The organism is Pseudotenacibaculum haliotis, assembly GCF_042684245.1.
Lineage (GTDB): Bacteria > Bacteroidota > Bacteroidia > Flavobacteriales > Flavobacteriaceae > Polaribacter > Polaribacter haliotis_A.
Genome location: NZ_JBHULH010000008.1, coordinates 139120 through 160217 on the forward strand (window position 1 = coordinate 139120; position 21098 = coordinate 160217).

18 protein-coding genes are annotated in these 21098 nt (G+C 34.6%); 5 read left to right on the forward strand and 13 right to left on the reverse strand.

What is annotated here, in order from left to right; translation table 11 throughout:
• Positions 1–183 precede the first annotated feature (183 nt).
• Genes ACFSRZ_RS12490 through ACFSRZ_RS12505 form a run of 4 tightly spaced genes read left to right on the forward strand, consistent with a single transcriptional unit; the run spans position 184 to position 5267 of the window.
• Positions 184–1452, forward strand: a complete 1269-nt coding sequence (locus tag ACFSRZ_RS12490) for a glycosyltransferase (RefSeq protein WP_379666901.1) — start codon at positions 184–186, stop codon at positions 1450–1452.
• A complete protein-coding gene (locus ACFSRZ_RS12495) occupies positions 1449–2726 on the forward strand; it encodes a glycosyltransferase family 4 protein (RefSeq protein WP_379666902.1) in 1278 nt (425 codons plus the stop codon). Before ACFSRZ_RS12490 ends, ACFSRZ_RS12495 begins: the two co-directional genes overlap by 4 nt.
• The gene (gene wecB / locus ACFSRZ_RS12500; protein WP_379666903.1) at positions 2723–3808 is read left to right on the forward strand and encodes a non-hydrolyzing UDP-N-acetylglucosamine 2-epimerase; all 1086 of its coding nucleotides are present in this window, start codon (positions 2723–2725) and stop codon (positions 3806–3808) included. The genes ACFSRZ_RS12495 and wecB overlap by 4 nt, the downstream gene beginning before the upstream one ends.
• 1 nt (position 3809) lies before the next feature.
• Entirely contained in the window at positions 3810–5267 is a 1458-nt protein-coding gene (locus tag ACFSRZ_RS12505) for a lipopolysaccharide biosynthesis protein (protein ID WP_379666904.1), read from the forward strand.
• Here ACFSRZ_RS12505 and ACFSRZ_RS12510 read toward each other — a convergent pair.
• The 11 genes from ACFSRZ_RS12510 to ACFSRZ_RS12560 all read right to left on the reverse strand — a co-directional run bounded on the left by ACFSRZ_RS12510 (position 5264) and on the right by ACFSRZ_RS12560 (position 14637).
• On the reverse strand, positions 5264–5575 hold the full coding sequence (locus tag ACFSRZ_RS12510; protein ID WP_379666905.1) for a DUF6122 family protein: 312 nt from the start codon (positions 5573–5575) through the stop codon (positions 5264–5266). The two genes, ACFSRZ_RS12505 and ACFSRZ_RS12510, sit on opposite strands and share 4 nt — an antisense overlap.
• Positions 5576–5704: 129 nt before the next feature.
• Positions 5705–6289, reverse strand: coding sequence for a Crp/Fnr family transcriptional regulator (locus tag ACFSRZ_RS12515; RefSeq protein WP_379666906.1), 585 nt, complete (start codon positions 6287–6289; stop codon positions 5705–5707).
• Positions 6290–6494: 205 nt separating this feature from the next.
• Positions 6495–7106, reverse strand: a complete 612-nt coding sequence (locus ACFSRZ_RS12520; RefSeq protein ID WP_379666907.1) for a Crp/Fnr family transcriptional regulator — start codon at positions 7104–7106, stop codon at positions 6495–6497.
• On the reverse strand, positions 7103–7720 hold the full coding sequence (locus tag ACFSRZ_RS12525) for a WbqC family protein (protein ID WP_379666908.1): 618 nt from the start codon (positions 7718–7720) through the stop codon (positions 7103–7105). The genes ACFSRZ_RS12520 and ACFSRZ_RS12525 overlap by 4 nt, the downstream gene beginning before the upstream one ends.
• A 3-nt stretch (positions 7721–7723) precedes the next feature.
• A complete protein-coding gene (gene lepB / locus ACFSRZ_RS12530; protein WP_379666909.1) occupies positions 7724–9304 on the reverse strand; it encodes a signal peptidase I in 1581 nt (526 codons plus the stop codon).
• A 55-nt stretch (positions 9305–9359) separates the two neighbouring features.
• The gene (gene dapB / locus ACFSRZ_RS12535; protein ID WP_379666910.1) at positions 9360–10070 is read right to left on the reverse strand and encodes a 4-hydroxy-tetrahydrodipicolinate reductase; all 711 of its coding nucleotides are present in this window, start codon (positions 10068–10070) and stop codon (positions 9360–9362) included.
• Complete coding sequence (locus ACFSRZ_RS12540) at positions 10071–10571, reverse strand: DUF5683 domain-containing protein (RefSeq protein ID WP_379666911.1); 501 nt, start codon at positions 10569–10571, stop codon at positions 10071–10073. It lies immediately after the preceding gene.
• Between the two features lie 78 nt (positions 10572–10649).
• The gene (locus tag ACFSRZ_RS12545) at positions 10650–11531 is read right to left on the reverse strand and encodes a ParB/RepB/Spo0J family partition protein (RefSeq protein WP_379666912.1); all 882 of its coding nucleotides are present in this window, start codon (positions 11529–11531) and stop codon (positions 10650–10652) included.
• Positions 11518–12297, reverse strand: coding sequence for a ParA family protein (locus tag ACFSRZ_RS12550; protein WP_379666913.1), 780 nt, complete (start codon positions 12295–12297; stop codon positions 11518–11520). The genes ACFSRZ_RS12545 and ACFSRZ_RS12550 overlap by 14 nt, the downstream gene beginning before the upstream one ends.
• 186 nt (positions 12298–12483) lie before the next feature.
• Positions 12484–13950 (reverse strand): aminoacyl-histidine dipeptidase, encoded by a 1467-nt coding sequence (locus ACFSRZ_RS12555; protein WP_379666914.1) that lies wholly within the window; start codon positions 13948–13950, stop codon positions 12484–12486.
• Between the two features lie 54 nt (positions 13951–14004).
• On the reverse strand, positions 14005–14637 hold the full coding sequence (locus tag ACFSRZ_RS12560; RefSeq protein WP_379666915.1) for an NAD(P)H-dependent oxidoreductase: 633 nt from the start codon (positions 14635–14637) through the stop codon (positions 14005–14007).
• A 126-nt stretch (positions 14638–14763) separates the two neighbouring features.
• Between ACFSRZ_RS12560 and ACFSRZ_RS12565 the strand changes: the two genes are divergently transcribed.
• Positions 14764–16035, forward strand: a complete 1272-nt coding sequence (locus ACFSRZ_RS12565) for a DUF2851 family protein (RefSeq protein WP_379666916.1) — start codon at positions 14764–14766, stop codon at positions 16033–16035.
• A 1-nt stretch (position 16036) separates the two neighbouring features.
• Here ACFSRZ_RS12565 and ACFSRZ_RS12570 read toward each other — a convergent pair whose 3' ends face one another.
• Positions 16037–18490: a zinc-dependent metalloprotease gene (locus ACFSRZ_RS12570; protein ID WP_379666917.1), complete on the reverse strand. Its 2454-nt coding sequence runs from the start codon at positions 18488–18490 to the stop codon at positions 16037–16039.
• Between the two features lie 101 nt (positions 18491–18591).
• Positions 18592–21045, reverse strand: a complete 2454-nt coding sequence (locus ACFSRZ_RS12575) for an alpha-ketoacid dehydrogenase subunit alpha/beta (RefSeq protein ID WP_379666918.1) — start codon at positions 21043–21045, stop codon at positions 18592–18594.
• Positions 21046–21098: the final 53 nt, after the last annotated feature.

A 21098-nucleotide genomic window follows, 5' to 3' on the forward strand; every position in this document is an offset into this window, starting at 1 on the left:
AAAAAGGGTAACAAGGGAGCAAAAGCTCCCTTTTTTTATTTAAAATTATAACAGTTACATTTGGTCTTTTATTTAATTCAAATGTATTCTACCACTTCTTCTAGAGGTTATTTAAACACACCGATTTTTTTTAAAAATAAAAGTTAAAGGTAAAAAATTACTTATCGTTTTTCCAAAAGAGGATTGGAGAAGTTTATTTTTGCATTTGAAAATATTCTAAAAGAAGATATTTTGAGAATAGGAATGGTTTTAGATGGATTATACCCATCAGATATTAGGGTGAGGAAAGAGGCAGAGTTTTTATCCAAATCTCATGAAGTCTTTGTTTTGTGCAATAGAAATGAAGGTGAAGAAAAGTTTGAAATAATAAACGGTGTTAAAGTATTTCGTGCTATCAAAAGGCATAATACAGCCTTAAGAGGTATTATTGATATTATAGCGTCCATTAATTTCATTCATCCACTTTTTAAAAGAGAATTGCCAAAGTTTATTGATGAAAATCAAATTCAGGCTTTGCATGTGCATGATTTACCACTGGCAAAGACAGTACTATTAGCGTCAAAAAAGCATAAGATCGTATCTGTTTTAGATTTACATGAAAATTACCCTGCAGCTTTAACCACTTGGTTTTCATGGAGGAAAAATCCATTAATCAGGTTAAAAAATAACATCTTTTTCAATTACAACAGATGGTTTAAATATGAAGCCAAAATGATCGTAAAATTTGACTTCTTAATTACTGTTGTACATGAAATGAAAGAGCGAATCATATCACAACACAAGGTTTTGCCTGATAAGATAATTGTGGTTCCTAACTCTGAGAAAAAGGAGTTTGCTAGCTCTTTTCAGAATAATGAACAACCGTATTTTAATAATCAGAAAGATAAATTTATCATATCATACGTAGGTGGCTTTGGACCTCATAGAGGTCTGCACACAGCCATTGAAGGGATGAAATTTGTAAAAGAAGAAATTCCTAATGCTTTATTAGTTTTGGTTGGTCCGTCTAATAAAGATGTAAAACTACATTTAGAATCTATTATTGAAGAAAATGATTTAGAGAATTTTGTTGAATTAAGAGATAGAGTCAGTTTTAACAGTGTTGTAAATATTATGAAGGGATCGCATATTAATATCATTCCTCATATATCAAATGAACATACAGAAAGTGCCGTTCCGCATAAATTTTACCAGATATTATTATCTGGAAGCCCTTTACTTGTATCTGATTGTGCACCAATGAAAAGACTTGTTGTTGAGAAAGAGATTGGTTATTATTTCAAGGCTGAAGACCCCAAAAGTTTTGCAATGGAAGTTGTAAAAATTAATAAAGATTATAATCAAGCGACCAAAAAATCAGCCAAGGGGTATGACGAAGCTTTTAATGGAAGCTTAAATTGGGAGCATACTTCCAAAGAACTTCTTAAATTGTACGACGATTTAAAAGTTTGAAAGTACTCATTATAACATATTATTGGCCTCCGGCAGGAGGATCTGGCGTACAACGTTGGTTAAAGTTTGCAAAGTATTTACGGGAGTTTGATATTGAGCCGGTTATTTATACTGTTGACAATGCCAATTATGCCATAGAAGATGAAAAATTACAAGAAGAAATCCCGAAGGGAATTGAAGTCATCAGAAAAGACATTTTTGAGCCCAATAAACTAATTTCCTTTTTAGGAAATAAGAAAAAGAAAACCAGCGCCGGGTTTTTAAAGCCTAATCCAGGTCTGTTAGGAAAGATTGCGCAATACGTTAGAGCTAACTATTTTATTCCGGATGCAAGAAAATTCTGGATAAAACCTTCCGTAAAATACCTTAAAAACTATTTAAAGCAACACCCGGTTGATTTAATTATTACAACCGGACCACCTCATAGTTTGCATCTTATTGGATTGCAATTAAAACAAAAGTTAGGAGTCAAGTGGATATCAGATTTTCGAGATCCTTGGACTGAGATCGATTATTTCCATCATCTTCCACTTACAAAGAGGAGCCTGAATAAGCATAGAGATTTTGAAACGGAAGTGTTGAAAAAGTCAGATAGCGTTATTGTTGTTGGAAATGAAATGAAAAGATCGTTTCAAAAGCAAAGTAATAAGGTAGAAGTTATTACAAATGGATATGATGATGAAGTTTCCTCTATAACAAACCAATTAGATAATTCTTTCTCTATAACCCATATTGGTATGATGAATGCAGATAGGAACCCAAAAGTTTTTTGGGAAGCTATTGAAGAGTTATGTGTTGAAAATGAAGAGCTAAAGTCTGATCTAAGAATTAGATTGATAGGAGAGGTGTCAGATGAAGTGAAGAAGAATGCTAGTCAGTTAGGAGATATTGTAGAGCTCGTAAAATACGTGCCTCATGAAGAGGTGAAAAAATATCAGTGTAGTACACAAGTGTTGCTATTGTGCATTAATAATGTACCCTCGGCAAAAGGAATTATTACAGGAAAAATATTTGAATATCTTCAAGCGAAACGTCCTATCTTAGCAATCGGTCCTGAGGAAGGAGATGCAGCAGACATTTTGAAGAAAACCCAATCAGGAAAAATTTTTGGCTTCAGCAATAAACACGATCTAAAAGATCATATTGCAAAGCTTTATAAAGAATATAAAAAAGGAGAGTTGACAGTTAATTCTAGTAATATTACACAATATCATAGAAGGGAGTTAACAGCTCAGTTGGCAAACGTAATTCGTAAGACCGTAGAAGAACATTGAAAAAGATCATTACAATTTTAGGAGCAAGGCCGCAGTTTGTAAAAGCAGCTGTTTTAAGTAGAGTTATCAAAAAAAATAATGAGCTAGAAGAGGTTATCGTACATACAGGACAACATTTCGATAGCAATATGAGTGATGTTTTCTTCAAAGAAATGATGATTCCTAATCCTAAGTACAATTTAGATATCAATAGCATGAGCCATGGAGCCATGACGGGAAAGATGCTTGCTGATGTTGAATCGGTTTTACAAGAAGAACAACCGAATGCTGTAGTTGTATATGGAGATACCAATTCAACCATAGCCGGAGCTCTAGCTGCTAAAAAAATGGGAATTAAAGTGGTTCATGTAGAAGCCGGACTGAGGTCTTTTAACATGAGTATGCCGGAAGAGATAAACAGAATTCTAACAGACAGAATTTCCGATCTTTTGAGTTGCCCTACACAAACAGCAGTAGACAATTTAGCCAATGAAGGATATGCAAACTTGCCAATCATGATCGAGAAACATGGAGATATCATGAAAGATGCTGTAGAGTATTACAGTCAATTTTCTTCAGATAGATCGTCTATAATTGAAGAATTGAATTTACAAAAAGGTGAGTTTGTATTGGCAACAATACATAGGCAAGAGAACACAGATGATATTGATAAGTTAAGAGCAATATTTAAAGCTTTTGAAGAAGTGCATCAAAAACATCAAGTAGTATTGCCATTGCACCCTAGAACAAAAGCTGTTTTAGAGAAACATCAAATTTCACCTAAGATTACCTTTATAGATCCCGTAGGATATTATTCAATGTTAGAGTTGTTAAAAAATTGCTCTATGGTAATTACAGATAGTGGAGGCTTACAAAAAGAAGCTTTTTTCAATAAAAAGCATTGTATTATCGTTAGGGAAGAAACAGAATGGTTAGAATTGGTAAATCATGGGTTTGCTAAGATCGTTGGAAGTAATTCAGAATTGATAAAAGCTGCTTTTGAAGAATTTACAGCTTCAGATAAAGACTTTTCTATCGAATTATACGGTAACCATGTTGGAGAAAAAATTTATCAATCAATAAAAACACTAATAGAGGCATAAGTTGGGAATTGTATTTAAACAATCATTTAGGAATACCTTAATCATATATCTGGCATTTGTTGTTGGTGGAGCCAATACAATTATCTTATATCCTAGAATTTTAGAAGGCGAGTTTTATGGAGTGGTTGTTTTTCTACTATCAGCGTCTAATGTTATAATGCCATTAACAGCTATTGGTGTACAACACTCAATCGTTAAGTTCTTTTCTTCCTATGACTCAAAAGAAGAGAAAGATCGTTTTCTGTCTACCATTATTTTCCTGCCAATGTTCATTGCTATTCCAATTGGTTTTTTGGTCTCTCAGCTCTATGAACAAATAGGAAATCATATTTCTGAAGAGAACCCTATTCTTAAGGATTATACATTTGTCATCTTCGTTGTAGCTTTTGCTTGTGCCTACTTTGAGGTTTTTTATTCGTGGGTGAAAGTTCAAATGCAATCTGTTTTTGGAAATGTCTTAAAGGAATTTTGGAACAGAGCAATGGTTTTGATCTTATTGCTTGCAGTTTTGTTTGATTTCTTAACAAAGCCACAATTTATTTACTTCCTTACAGGAGCTTATGTGCTTAGAGCATTGGTAATGATGATCTATGCTTTTTGGCAATACTTTCCAAAGTTTACATTACAATTGCCTAAGAATTTTAAAGAAGTTGTTAGGTATTCGCTATACATGGTTTTGGCGGGAAGTGCAGGAGCTATCTTATTGGATATTGATAAAGTAATGATTCCGGGGAAAGAAGATGTAAAACTAGCTGCGTATTATGCTGTAGCAGTTTTTATCGGATCAGTTATAGAAGCACCGGGTAGGGCAATGGGGCAAATTTTGCAACCTATTACCTCAAAAACTTTGAATGAGAACAATACCAAAGAAGTAGAGAGCCTCTATAAAAAGAGCTCTACAAATTTGTTCTTGATTAGTGGATTATTCTTCTTGTTGGTAAACTGTGGAATAAATGAATTGTTTAAGTTGATGCCGGATAAAGGATACGCTGGAGGAGAATTGGTAGTATTGATGATTTCAGGTGCAAAGATGTTTACCATGTTTTTAGGAAACAATGGCGCAATCATAAACAATTCTAGTTTTTATAGAATTTCATTACCAATAAACGTAGGAATGGCGGTTTCAGTGTATTTCTTGAATGTTTGGCTGTTTGAGGTGTTTGGAACTGATGGATTAGCTTTAGCTACCTTATTAGTGATCTTTACATTCAATTCTATTAAACTGACCATTGTAAAATCTAAGTTGAGCATATCTCCCGTTACCGACAAAACATTTAAGATCTTTTCTCTTATAGCTGTTTTATTCTTTGGGTTCTACTTTTGGGATTTCAATTTCCACCCACTAATAAATATCGTACTAAAATCTGCCATAATTTTTGTTCTGTATGTTATAGTTGCAGTGAAGTTTAAATTATCTCCAGAGATCAACAATCTTATTTCAAGATTTATAAAGATCTAAAGAATGCAATCTAGATAGTCGGCTAACATGTGTAGCAAAAGTCCTATACCAACAACTCGCGTCTTTTTATAAAACAAGAAAATTACATAAACTCCCATAGCATAATAAGTATGGAGAGGGTGAAAATTAATACTACATCTATTGGAATCAAAGATTGGTGTGGCCAAAAGATGATCCAGATCCACCAACATGGTCAATAAGAGAATAAGATATACTTTCTTCCATTCAGATCTAAAAAAGAACAATGCAATTCCGAGAGGAACTAAGAAATGAAAACTATAATGAATAACAAATTTTAAACTGACCATTTTCCTTTTTCTAGAATAAAAAAAACTTGCTTAAAAAAAGCAAGTTTTCTAAATATGGGTAAAATAATAATTTCTTGGGGGAAATATTACGCGCTAAAAGTAGTAAAACTTTTAAATAATCTTATTAACCTATGTTAATTTATTCTTATAGAGGTCTTTCCGTATCCTGCTTAGCTGAACAGGCGTAATATTTAAATAGGAAGCAATATGATATTGAGGGATTAAATTCTCTATCTCTGGAATATGTTTTTTGAGTTTTAAGTAGCGTTGTTTGGCATCTAAAACAGACAATTCAAAAACTCTTTTTTCCATACGCATGTATATTCTTTCTAAAAAAGAACTGTAAAGCGTAGCCATTTCCATATTTCGATTTGTTAGGGCTTTAAATTTCTGAAAGTCTCCCACATACATTTTACAGTCTGTTAGACACTCATAAATAATCTCGTTAGGTTTTTTTTCGACAAGCGCAGAGAAAGCTCCAATGGCACGCATTGGAATGTATATGGAACGTGTGAATTCCTTGCCCTTTTCATCTGTTACAAAAGACCTGACAACACCAGAAGTTAGAATATAGAATTTTGTTGGAACCTCTCCTAAATCAGCAATTTTATCTTTTTTTTTGAATTCTTTTAACTCCAGGAGTTCTATATACTGTTTTTTGGTCTTTTCAGATAAAGAAGAAAACTCTGATAATGAATCAAATAGTTTTTTCATATACCTAAATTCTGACTAGGAGGTAGAACTAAAGCCGCACTAAGGTAACCCTTTTTTCTTAAAGAAGTTTAAAAAATAAAAAAAGGCCTGTTTTATAAAAACAAGCCTTTTTTTATTGGGGGACATATATGAGTCACAGGGGGTAAAACTCCCGACAAAAGTAAATACTAACTTAGAAATAAAAGTAAACCTATGTTTAGACTGACTATTGAGAGAACATTTTTTTACGGATTCTACTCAACTGTATAGAGGTGATATTCAAGTAGGAAGCAATGTGATTTAGCTGTATGAGATTCTCAATATTAGGAATTTTATTCTTTAAATGCACATACCTTTCAGTAGCATCAAGTGTAGAAAGAATAGTTGCTTTTTCTTCCATATTAATAAAAGCTTCTTCTAAAAAACGATTGTACAAAATGCTAATGTCATGATGTTTTTCTGTAAGCTCTATAAACTTTAAAAAATTACCTTCAAACAAGATAACATCTGTTAAGCAATTGAATTCAGCAACAGAAGGTTCATTGTTTAAGCTAGAGAAAAGAGAAGCAAAAATAGCAGGAGCATTAAAAAGTGTTCGAGTTTTATGCTTACCATTTTTGTCAATAACCACAGATCTTGTGAGCCCTTCATACAAAATGAAAAAGCGACTGGTAGATTCACCGGTTCGATAGATCACATCATTTTTTTTGTAGTTCTTTTTTTGAAATAGGTTTTCGAACTCTTTTAAAGACGAGGGTGATAGTGTATGATAATTTGAAACAAACTTGCTAATGATTCCCATAATATGGTGATTTACAACCAGTAAAAGTGGGGTCATTCCAAAGTTACGGCAACTTTTTCTAAAAAGCTAATGGTATTTGGCCCTTCCATAAAAATCAAATCCAAAATAGAGAGGTTTTGTATAGAGCCATATTTATCATCAAACATCTGAATATACGGTACGTGCGAACAGGAAGGATGTCTTTTTACACTAGCTAAATTTCTGTAATCTTTTTGATGATGATCAAAATATTCTGTGGTTAAAGAATGCTCTTTTTGTAGCTCTAAAGCATCATTAACAAATAAGAAACTATCAATATTCAGATCTAAAAGAAAGCGATACTTTTTCTCAAAGATCTTCATTAGATCATCTTCATAAAATTCAAAAAAAGGAGAACTGTTATAGGCAGTTTTTAATGATCGGTAATGTTGCTTTTGCCACTGAGCCCCTTCTTCAATTAAAACATCTTTGGTCTTTTGCTTTACCTCGGACTTAGCATGTGTTATTGGAATGTTTAGAAGTTGTTTTCCATTTGCTCCATAGATGTAACAACGATTTCTATAGGTTTGCTTTTGAAAATTATCCTCAACTTCAAAAAGAATCTCATCGGATTGAAATATCATTCCATATTGAGAAATAGGAGAGAAGTATGTAGGTAAAAAAAGAGACATGTATTATTGCTTAGACTTCCTGAGTTTTCCTTTTAAGAAGAAACTATACACAAGGTATAAAACCAAAGCAATCAGAACATAGCGTAGATAAGATACAGGCTCTCCGTCTCCACCAACTGTTGTAAACATACGATCCCAACGAATTTTTCCGGTATTGGCATCTCTACTAAACCAAATAAGAACAGGTTTTCCAACTACATGATTAAAAGGTACATATCCCCACATTCTAGCATCAATTGAGTTCTGACGGTTGTCTCCCATCATCCAATAGTAATCTTGCTTGAAAGTGTAAGAATCCGCTTTCTTACCATTGATAAAGTAATTGTCTCCAATGATGTCTAATTGATTTCCTTCGTATTCAGAAATGACCCTTTTGTAAAACGGCATAGAATAAGCATCTAGCTTAACTGTAGCTCCTTTTTTAGGAATATAAATAGGACCAAAATTGTCTACATTCCATCCTAAGCTAGGTACATGTGGAAAAACACTAGGGTCTGAATCTCCTTTAGGAGTCAAAAACTTTGTAACCGAAGTAACTTTAGAGTGCTTTCTTAGCATTTCAGCTTCTTTATCAGTTAATGTAACATAAAAGTCACCGTTTTGAAATGCTCGTACATCCTCTCTTGTATTGTAAACAGTATAGAAATCATTAGGATTGAATCCCGGAGCTTTTACTCTAAAATTATACTGAGGTTTAGCTCTGTCCGGTAAAACAGTTTGCTTTCCGTTGATAAAAACGTATCCGTCTCTGATCTCCAAGGAATCACCCGGAATACCTACACATCGCTTAACCAAATTGGTTTTCTTGTCAATAGGTTTGTAGTAATTACGATCTGGACGAAAATCATTCATATCCAAAAGCGTATCTGCCGGTTGATTGAACACTACAATCTCATTTCTTTTGATCTTCTGGAAACCGGGAACCCTCATATATGGGAGCTGTAATTTGTTTAATAAAGAAGTTTCTCTTTCTTCGTAGTTATCACTAAACAAATAAGATTTCTTCTTAGTTAACGGGATTGTATCGTGAATCATAGGTGCAGCTACTGTTGTCATAGGAGCTCTTGCACCGTAGTGAAACTTACTTACAAACAAATAATCTCCTACCAATAATGTCTTTTCTAAAGACGAAGAAGGAATCACATAAGGCTGCATAAAATAGGTGTGTACCATAGTTGCAGCAATAATGGCAAAAGCAATGGCGCTTACCCATTCACCAAGTGAAGTCCTAGGTTTTAAGTCTCTGTCTTTTTTATATGGAGCGTCTGTTGTATAGTTGATATAGAATAGATAAAGACCTAGTGTAAGTACTACTAAAATGGTGTCTTTACGTTGGTTGAACCCGAAACTGCGGGCAGTTTCTATCCAAAAAACAGGGAACATTAACTGATTTACAATTGGGAAGAATAATAAAATAACCCACCATTTAGGTCTTTTGATAATTCCTGCTAAAACAATAGCATTGTAAACAGGAATTGCTGCTTCCCAAGATTTTCTTCCGGCTCTTTGGTATAATTTCCATGTACCGGCAAAATGTATCAATTGAATTACCAAAAAGAAAAGAAACCACTCAGTAAAATTCATATTCTATATTTTTTATTTAGCTATTTGTTACAAATAAAAGAAATTGTTACGGGATTTAACCTATGTTTAACACATCTTTCATCGTATAAACTCCTGTTTTTCCGATCAGCCATTCTGCGGCTACAACAGCTCCCAAAGCAAAGCCTTTTCTACTGTGCGCCGTATGCTTGATCTCAATTGAATCTACTTCAGAATCGTAGTTGATAACATGAGTACCGGGTACATCAGGAATGCGTTTGGCAACTATGGGAATTTCATCTTGTTGAACAGAAGAATTCTCAGTTTCTAATTGCCATTTCTCTTTGCTGGAATTTTCAATAATTCCCTCAGCAAGCGTAATGGCTGTTCCGCTAGGAGCATCTAACTTCTTTGTATGATGAATTTCTTCCATAGACACCTTATAATCTTCCAAAGCATTCATCATTTTTGAGAGGTGTTTGTTCAGCTCAAAAAAGATGTTAACTCCTAAACTGAAGTTGGATGCATATATAAAACTCCCACTATGCTCTTTACAGACTGCTATGGCATCGTCATATTTTTCTAACCAACCTGTAGTTCCCGAAATTACAGGAACCTTATTCTGAAAACAGTTCGTAATATTTTGATAAGCCGCTGAAGGAATGCTAAAATCAATTGCTACATCGGCAACAGAAATATCATAACTTTCTTCTCCAGAAACTTTTAGTACAATTTCATGCCTTCTTTGTAAAGCGATCTTTTCGATCTCTTTACCCATTCTACCATAACCTAGTAATGCTATTTTCATTTAAAAGGAATATTTGAGTCGTAAGCCTACAACAGGAGCCTCTATTCTTAACGGATCCGGAACTACCACAGGCTTTACTGATAAATTATCGCTAGTGTCAAATTGCAAAAGGTGAGCATTTACACTAGCTTCTACGATCTGTAAGACGTAAATTAAGACAGTAGATAACAACGAAAGGTCTCTATTATTTCTAAGAGTTCTCTGAGCACTAATCAATCCATTTCTAGAGATCAATACAGTTCCATCATCTAATGTAAATTCATCTTGCAAACCGGCTTCTCTTTGTCTGAAAGCTCTTCTGTATCGTTTGTACTGACTGTTATTGTCTAAATAAAAGTAGGTACTCGTTCCTAAAGCAGCCCATACAATAGGAGCTTTCCAGTATTTTTTGTTGTAAATCTGTCCCATTCCGGGGAAAACAGCCGAATAGAAAGCCGCTTTGGAAGGCGACAAAGGATTATAGCTATTTTTAGGTACAATAGATGTTTCTTTGCTCTTCACTTTAGTTGAGTCTTGTCCCCAAACTAAAGAAGAAAAGAAAAGAACAAATAAGACAGATATGGTATAACGTTGAAGCACTTATTTTAATAGGTTTTTGATCCTTTCGAAATCTTCCTGTGAGTGAAATGGAATGGAGATCTTTCCTTTTCCTTTGGTATTCACCGTGACATCAATTTTATGACCAAAATAACTATTGATTTCCGGTAAGCTCTCCTTAATATATTTTGGCAAGGCCTTTTTCTTAGGCTTAGCAACACTACCGGATTTTAAGTTTTTAACTAATTCTTCTGTTTGTCTAACAGATAATTTTTCTCGTAAAATTTTCTCGTAGATCGTCAATTGATCTTCAGAACTTTCTACATTGATCAAAGCCCTTCCGTGTCCCATAGATATAAAGCCATCTCTCATTCCTGTTTGTAAGATAGGATCTAGCTTTAGGAGTCTAAGGTAATTGGTAACTGTAGATCTTTTTTTACCAACTCTTACACTCAATTCTTCTTGTGTTAGTTGAATTTCGTCTATAAGTCTTTGGTAAGAAAGAGCTACCTCTATAGGGTCTAGGTTTTTACGTTGGATATTTTCAACCAATGCCATTTCCAGCATTTCTTGGTCATTGGCAATTCTGATATATGCAGGAATGGTCTTATTCCCAACTAATTTTGAAGCTCTAAAACGACGTTCTCCAGAAACCAATTGAAAAGTGTTGTTAACTTTTCTAACGGTAATAGGTTGAATTACACCTAACTCTCTAATAGAACTAGCTAACTCACGTAAAGCCTCTTCATCAAAATATGTTCTAGGTTGATATGGGTTTACGTCTATAGAATCCAATTCTATTTCAATAATATTACCTACAAGTTTGTCGGCATTTTTATCGGAAACAGAGTTGATGTCAGTTGTATCTTTTAATAAGGCTGAAAGTCCTCTTCCCAGTGCTTGCTTCTTATTAGCCTTTGCCATAATATTGATTCTTTTTTAAGAGTTCGTTTGCCAAATTTAAATAATTTACGGCACCTTTGCTTGTTGCATCATAAGCAATAATGCTTTCTCCATAACTTGGCGCTTCTCCTAAACGCGTATTTCTTCGAATAATTGTGTCAAAAACCATTGTGCTAAAGTGCTTTTGAACTTCATCAACAACTTGGTTTGACAGGCGTAAACGAGAATCGAACATGGTTAAAAGGAGGCCTTCAATATCTAATTTAGGATTGTGAAGTTTCTGAACACTCTTAATCGTATTCAGTAATTTACCCAAACCTTCCAACGCAAAATATTCACATTGAATAGGTATGATAACAGAATCAGCTGCTACCAAAGAATTTAACGTGATCAATCCTAAAGAAGGGGCGCAATCAATAATGATATAATCATAATCATTTTTGATTTGCTCTAAAGAATCCTTCAACATGTATTCTCTACGCTCTTTATCAACAAGCTCAATCTCAATAGCAACTAGATCGATATGAGCAGCAATAATTTCTACGTTTGGAGAATTTGTTTGTTGGATAGCATTTTTAGCATCTACGGTGTGCTCAAGAACCTGATATGTACCTGCAGATACAGATTCAATATCAATTCCAAGACCCGATGATGCATTGGCCTGTGGGTCTGCATCAATCAAAAGGATCTTCTTTTCAAGTACACCTAATGATGCAGCTAAATTAACGGATGTGGTTGTTTTTCCAACCCCACCTTTTTGGTTTGCAATAGCAATGATTTTACCCATGTAAGATAACTGGTTTCAAAGAGTAAATTTACAATTTAATACGTTTTTTAAAAAGCAAAGATGTTAACAAAAAGATAAAAGTATAAACCGTTGCTTTACTTAATGTTAAGGCTGCTTTTTTAAAGTTATTAAATAATTAGTTTTCAGCTGTTTTTGATGTGTTTGATCAAATTAAGAACAAAACAATTAAGCAGCTTTTTGAGGAATATTTTCCAAGATCTTTAGTAAGAAGGTCCAAAACTTTTGCACTGATGAAATACTAACTTTTTCATCAGGAGAGTGAGCTCCTTTTATTGTTGGTCCAAATGAGATCATATCCATTTTAGGATAATTCTGACCCAAAATACCACATTCTAATCCTGCATGACAAGCAACAACATTAGGCTTTTCATGGAATAGATCTTCATATAGATGTGTGAGTGTCTTTAAGATTTCTGAATGGATATTAGGTTGCCAACCTGGATAAGAACCTGAGTACTCAACTTCAAATCCTGCCAATTCAAATGAAGCTCTTAAAGAGTTTGCCAAATCAAACTTAGAAGATTCAGAAGAAGAACGCGTTAAACAATCTATCTGTATAGTTCCTTCTTTTACCACAACTTTAGCGATGTTGTTAGAGGTTTCTACTAAGTCTTCAATATCAGAACTCATTTTATAAACACCGTTTAAAGCAGCGTAAATAGATTTGATAAAGCCTTCTTGAACTCCTAAGTCCATTATTTTTTCAGGAAGTTCAGCTTGCTTGATGTCAATTGATAAATTTGGATCTGCAACGCTGAATTCTTTTTTGATGGTTTCTATCAATGCATCGATCTCAAATAAGAAAGGTTCTTTAGAAATCTCATCAATTACAATAGTGGCAAAGCTTTCTCTTGGAATAGCATTTCGTAAACTACCTCCATTAATCTCGGCAATTCTCAAACCAAAGTGCTCAAAACCATCATACAAAAGACGGTTCATGATCTTATTGGCATTTCCTAAACCTTTGTGAATATCCATTCCGGAGTGTCCTCCTTGCAACCCGGTAATAGCTATTTGAAATGCAATAGTTTTTTCCGGAATATTTTCTTCAGTATACGTTCTTCTTGCAGTTACATCAACACCACCAGCACACCCCATATCAATCTCATCATCTTCTTCGGTGTCTAGATTTAACAGGATTTCACCTTCTAAAATGCCTCCTTTTAATCCCATAGCACCTGTCATTCCGGTTTCTTCATCAATCGTAAAAAGAGCTTCAATAGCCGGATGTGGAATATCTGTAGAAGAAAGAATAGCCATAATAGCTGCTACTCCTAAGCCGTTGTCTGCACCTAGAGTTGTTCCGTCAGCAGTTACCCAATCACCATCAATCAACATATTGATTCCTTGATTGTCAAAATCAAATACGGTATCAGCATTTTTTTGATGCACCATATCTAAATGACTTTGCATTACAATGGTTTTTCTGTTTTCTAAGCCTGCTGTTGCCGGCTTTCTAATGATTACATTTCCTACTGAGTCGACCAAAGTCTCTAACTGTAGTTTTTTTCCGAAATCAACCATAAACTGAATAACGCGTTCTTCTTTTTTTGAAGGACGGGGTACAGCATTTAAATCAGAAAAATGATTCCATAAGGAATTGGGTTCTAATTGACGAATTTTAGAATTCATAGGGAAGAATTTTTATAAAAAGCTTCTCCAAATGTATGAAAATGGAATTGAGAATTAGGAAATTTCTACAACAATTTCATCAATATTTTTACGAACCTTTTTGAGGTCTTTCATAAAGTCGTCTTCGGCTCTAAATCCTACCGGAAGTACCAAAACAGAAGAAAGGTTTTTAGATGCTAAATCTAAAACTTCATCATATTTTTCAGGAATAAAACCTTCCATAGGACAAGAGTCAATTTGTTCATTAGCACAAACGGTTAACAAATTTCCTAAAGCTAAATAAGCTTGATTCTTGGCCCAAGTAGTTAGATCTTCACTGCTTTTGTTTGTAATAAGTTGTTTTAAATAATCTTTGAAGGGGTTGATGATATCGTCTGGTGTGTTTCTGATCTCTTGAACACGTTCAAAATATTTCTCTACATCATTCTCATTCAAATGTGTGTCTATACATAAGATCAATACATGAGAGGCTTGGGCTACCTGCTGTTGATTCCAACTGTGTTCTACCAATTGTTGTTGTATCTCTTTGTTTTTGATGACTACCAGCTTGATAGGTTGCAAGCCGTAAGAAGTAGCTGTTAAGTTAAATGCTTCTTTTAAAGTGTTTATTTGTTGGTCAGACAAATAAGTATTGTTGTCAAACTTTTTAACGGCATAACGCCATTGCAAACTTTGTATACTGTTCATGAAATTTAAATTTTGTCAAAAATACAACTCATTTTTCACCTTCCTTTCATTTCTGTATTAATAAAATCAATATGCAGATAGAGGGATTCTTTTTCTTTTGTATTTTGGCAATCAAATGCTTAAGCTATGAAAGAAGATTTTCTACACTATTTGTGGAGATATCAATTGTTTGATGTTTCCTCTTTAAAAACAACGAATAATCAACCGCTATCGATAATTAGATCAGGATTACATAATGAAGATTCTGGTCCCGATTTTTTAAATGCAAGAATTTATCTGGAAGGACAAATGTGGGTTGGAAATGTTGAAATTCACATTCGATCATCAGATTGGTACTATCATCAACATGAAAATGATGAAAATTATGATGCAGTATTGTTACATGTAGTATGGCAACACGATGTTGAGGTTTTTATGAAAAATAACAAACCTATTCCAACATTGGAGTTGCGACATTTTGTAAATGACTCAATTGTAAAAAACTACCAAAGATTACAGGGGAGGAGTCCTCAATGGATTCCTTGTGATACTCAGATTGATAAAATAGATTCTTTTGTGATGAACAACTGGTTAGAGCGTTTGTACATTGAAAGACTCGAAAGAAAGTCTATTGATGTAAAAGAACAGCTAAAGAAAACAGATAATGATTGGGAAGCAGTGTTGTTCTTGCTATTGTCTAAAAATTTTGGGCTGAATAAAAATGGAGAAGCTTTTCTTGACATGGCGAGTTCTATTCCTTTTTCTGTTGTACGAAAAGAGAGTTGTCATGAAGAGAGGTTGTATGCCTTATTCTTTGGGCAAGCAGGATTTCTGGAAGAAGAGATAGAAGTATCTTATCATCAAAAACTGAAAGAAGAATACAAGTATTTAAAACACAAGCATCAGTTGAAGCCTATTCCTAAAAAGTTATTTCAGTTCTTTCGAATGCGACCTTCTAATTTTCCTACTATTCGTTTGGCGCAACTTTCGGCATTGTATACAAAAAATAGAAGTTTGTTTGCAGACTTGATGGCTTGCAAGCAAGTGGAAGATTTTTACAAATTATTTGCTATTGAGCTTGCCGATTTTTGGAAGACTCATTACACGTTTACCAAGGAATCCAAAACATCACATAAAAAGTTAACAACTTCTTTTGTAGATCTGTTGATCATCAATACGATCATTCCATTAAAATTCAGTTATCAGAAATCTTTAGGAAAACTAAATGAAGAGGAATTGATTGAGTTGTTGAAGAAAGTAAGACCCGAAAAGAACAGTATTGTAGAGAAGTTTAAAAGCTTGAAACTAGAGGTAGAAGATGCTTTTACAACGCAAGCACTGCTAGAGCTTAAAAACAACTATTGCGCAAAGAAACGATGTTTACAATGCGCAATAGGTAATCAGTTGATAAGAAATTAGATTATTTCTTAGGATCTAATATCGTGTTGATTCTAGAGATACAATCTCTGTAGTGATATTTGGTAATTCTATTTACTGCTCTGTTGCTAGCTGTTCGTAATTGACTTCGCAACGTAGTAAGCTCACCTCTTATAATTGAAAAAAGATCTGAGTTTTGAGCGTTATTAGTATTCATTAAGGTTCTCATTCTTTCAACGAAAGACTTTTGAAGGTTTCTTCTAAAAACATCTACGTTCTTTTGAGCATTGGCTTCAGAAAAGACACCTCTTCTTAGATCTCTGATCATTTCTGTAGGTGAGTAGAAACTTTTTTGTGTTACTTCTGCATTGGCCATTCTCTGAAGTCTGCTAGTGTTTAGAAGGCTGTATAATTGTCTGTTTTGAATTCCCAACATTCTTTCGGTATATCCGGTTGGGTTGATGTTCTCTAAAATGTCTTTTGACAATAACCATTGTTGAGTAGCAAAAACATTGTTTAGTAACCAATTTACGGCTTCCTTTTGACGAGCTTTAGGAACGGTTACATACACATTTCCGCTTTGAGAAGGCTTTTTGTTATACTCTGCCACACCACCAACAACTCCGGTAACATGACCTGAATATCTGCTGTATACACTTAATAATTCTCCATAAAGTTCAGCTAAATCTTCATAGTTGTTTGTTTGGTCTGAAGTCCAAGATTGTAAGTTTTTAGCAACGATCTTTAAGTTTTTAACACCATAAGTACTGGCTTTTACTTGATCATTACCAATTCCTTCTGTTTGAGATTCAGGGTCAAATGCTCCGCTTCCTCCACGTTGAATTCCGAATTTATATACTGGATCGTTTCCTTTTGCTTCTATCCATTTATCTAAAGTTTTTACTTCTGCTTCCGGAGTTTTCGCTGTTGGAATTACACGGTATCCCCAATTGATAGAGTAGTGGTCATAAGGTCCTAATTGACGTATAAAACGAATGTCTTTGTCTCCGGGTTGTGCTACATAATTGTATCTGGCGTAATCCATAATTGTTGCTGCAATACCATTCTTTTGAGTAAAAGGTCCAGATCGTAATGAATCTACTGGGTAAGCATAACTGGCAGCCATGTTGTGTGGTAATCCTAAAGCGTGACCAATTTCGTGAGCAATAACCATACGCATCATTTCTCCAATCTCTTCTGCCGGTGTATCTAAAGTTCTAGCGGAAGGGTTTGCTGCTCCTGTTTCAAGTAAATAACGATTTCTATAAGATCTTAAGTGATTGTGGTACCAAATGATATCACTTTCAATAATTTCACCGGATCTAGGATCAGAAACACTAGGTCCAACGGCGTTTCTTGTTGTACTTGCTACATATCTGATAGAAGAGTAACGAATATCTTCCATGCTAAACTCAGGATCTTCCTCTTTGGTTGGAGGCATTTTAGCCATAATGGCATTTTTAAATCCGGCAGTTTCAAATACTTTTTGCCAATCGTCTACACCTTGTTTGATGTATTTTCTCAATTTTTTAGGAGTCGCTGGATCTAAGTAATATACGATTGGTTTTACAGGTTCTACCAATTCTCCACGAGCATAAGCTGCAGGATCTTTAGGCTCTAGTCTCCAACGTCTGATGTATTGTTTTGCATCAGCTTTTAAGGCTTCTGAGCTATAGTCTACATTTCTTACTGTAAAATACCCAACACGCTTGTCAAAAATTCTAGGCATCATTGGCTTTTCCGGCAGCATGATCATAGATTGGTTTACGCGAATGGTAATCGTATTAGTGGTTTGATTGCTTGGAGGATTGTCTGCATCAAAAGTAAAATCCTGAATAACTTCTATGTTCTTTGGATAACTTCTTATAGCATTGATAAAGCTTCTGCTAGGGTCTAATCTTCTTACTCTGTAAGTTCTTCTAAATCTGGCAGGCAATCCTGAAATTGCTTTTACATCCGAAGCAAAGAACTTAGTTACGTCTACTAAGGTTGCTGTTGAGTCTGGATTGGTAGTTTTGATATCAAAAGCATAAATGATGGGCTCAAGATTGTTTGCTTTTACTGATTTGTATATAGGTAAACTATCTTCAGCAACAGCACTAAATGAACGTACTTTGAGCAATAGCTTCTTTTTAAATCGTTCCCACACAATTACTTGAGTGTTCACCTTGCTACCGGCGTTTACATAACCACCTCCTAATCCGGAAGGAATGTCTTTTAAACGTGTTACCAAAAGCATTTCTTTTCCTAAAAGATCATTAGGAACCTCGTAGTAAAACTTACCTTTTGTTTCGTGAACATCAAAGAGACCTTCATCGGTTTTGGTACTCTTATTTACAAAGTCACTGTACTTTGGAGTCTTCTTTTTGGGTTTTGGTTTTGGAACTTGTACTTCCTTTTTAGCTTTTTTATTTTTTCTTGATTTCTTTCTTTGTGCATCAACACTAGTAGGAATGACAATGCAAAATATTGCCACTATAAGTAGTAATCGTTTCATTATGCTAATGATATTGGTTGTTTAGACCTCTAAAATAAGAAATCAAATCATTACCAAAATGTTAAAAAAAATCTCAAACAGAAGTGTTTGAGATGTTATTTTTAATACAAGCTTTTGAATTTGTTAGGATCGGCTTCATGCATGATCTCATAAATCTTTTCAAAGATGTCTTCTGTAGATGGTTTTGAGAAGTAATCACCGTCTGTACCGTAAGCAGGTCTGTGAGCTTTCGCAGTTAGTGTAGCCGGTTTGCTATCTAAATATTGGTATGCATTCTGATTTTCTAAAATCTCCTGTAGTAAATAAGCAGATGCTCCTCCAGGTACATCTTCGTCAATAACCAATAAACGATTTGTTTTTGCTACAGATTTTACCGTATCATGATTGATATCAAAAGGTAATAAACTCTGAGCATCAACAATCTCAATATCAATTCCAACCTGAGCTAGCTCTTTGGCAGCTTCTTCTACCAAGCGTAAAGTAGATCCGTAAGAAACTACAGTAATATCTTTTCCTTCTTTGATGGTTTCTACCACTCCAATTGGTGTAGTGAATTCTCCAAGATTAGATGGAAGTTGCTCTTTTAAACGATATCCGTTCAAGCATTCTACTACCAAAGCAGGATCATCGCCTTGTAATAAGGTATTATAGAAACCTGCAGCTTTGGTCATATTTCTAGGAACCAAAACATGAATACCTCTTACATTGTGAATGATTCCTCCCATAGGAGATCCCGAGTGCCAGATTCCTTCCAATCTGTGTCCGCGGGTTCTAATGATCAATGGAGCTTTTTGTTTTCCGAAAGTACGGTAACGTAAAGTTGCCAAATCATCACTCATAATTTGAAGAGCGTATAATAAATAGTCTAAGTACTGAATCTCAGCAATAGGTCTTAAACCTCTCATTGCCAATCCAATTCCTTGTCCTAAAATGGTTGCTTCACGAATTCCTGTATCAGAAACACGAAATTCTCCGTGCTTTTCTTGTAATCCTTCTAATCCTTGGTTTACATCTCCAATCTTACCTGCATCTTCTCCAAACACCAAAACTTCTGGGTGTTTAGATAATAAGGTGTCGAAGTTATCTCTCATGATTACTCTTGCATCTACAGTTTCAACATTGTCTGAATACGCAGGAGCAACCTCAGCCACATTCAAAGCAGATTCTTCTGTTTCGCTTACTAAATGAGCAGAGTATTTTTCGTGAGCACTATTCAAAGAAGACTTGATGAAGTTTTGTAATTGAGTCTTCTCGGCCATGTTTTCATCTTTCACATAACGCAATGCTTTTCTGGCTGCAGATAGAATATCTTTTCTGATAGGTTCTGCAATAACTTCTAAATCATTCTTAAGTTTAGATATAAATGTGCCGTTAGCACTTTTCTTAGCTAATGCATCTATGATATCAGCTGCTTGAGCTACTTCATTTTTTATCTCACCAATAAAAGCGTTCCAAGCATTTCTTTTTGCAACGCTTACTTCTTTTTTAGCTTCTTTATCTATAGCTTTTAGTTCTTCTTCAGAAGCTACAAACTTTAAAGTACCTCCATTTCCATCTTCCAATTCAAAGTCTAAAATCCATTGACGCATTTTTTCAACACAATCAAAATCTTTTTCCCATTGTAAACGTTCAGGACTCTTATATCTTTCATGAGATCCAGAAGTAGAGTGACCTTGAGGCTGTGTCAATTCTTTTACATGGATGAATACTGGAATATGTTTTTCTCTAGCGATTTGTGAAGCCTTTGTGTATACATCAATTAGTTGAACATAATCCCAACCATTAACTACAAAGATCTCGTAACCGTTTGTATTTTCTTCTTTTTGAAACCCTTTTAAGATTTCAGAAATATTTTCTTTTGTTGTTTGATGTTTGGCGTGAACAGAAATTCCATACTCATCATCCCAAACGCTCATCACCATTGGAATTTGCATTACACCTGCGGCATTAATGGCTTCAAAGAAAACACCTTCACTGGTACTAGCATTACCAATTGTTCCCCAAGCAACTTCGTTTCCTTGGTTAGAAAATTGAGTATGCTTTTCTAAACCTTTTACATTTCTAAAGATTTTTGAAGCTTGAGCCAAACCTACCAAACGTGGCATTTGACCTGCAGTAGGAGAGATATCTGCACTGGAGTTGTACTGATCTGTTAAACTCTTCCAGTTACCATCCTCGTCTATAGAGTGTGTTGCAAAGTGCCCACCCATTTGGCGACCGGCAGACATAGGATCTGCATTGATATCTGTATGTGCATACAATCCGGCAAAGAATTGTTGTGCTGTTAACTGACCAATGGCCATCATAAAAGTTTGATCACGATAATAACCGGAACGAAAGTCTCCTTTTTGAAAAGCTTTTGCCATAGCTAATTGAGGAATCTCTTTTCCATCACCAAAAATTCCAAATTTGGCCTTTCCGGTTAAAACCTCTCTTCTTCCCAACAAGCTACACTCCCTACTAACACGTGCAATTCTATAGTCATTTAAAACTTCTTGCTTAAAATCGTTAAATGAAATTTGTGGTGTATTTGTAGTAGTGGCTGTATTCGGCATGATCAATTCATTTTTATGTCACGCAAAGGTAGTTTTTTTAGATGAAATTTAAA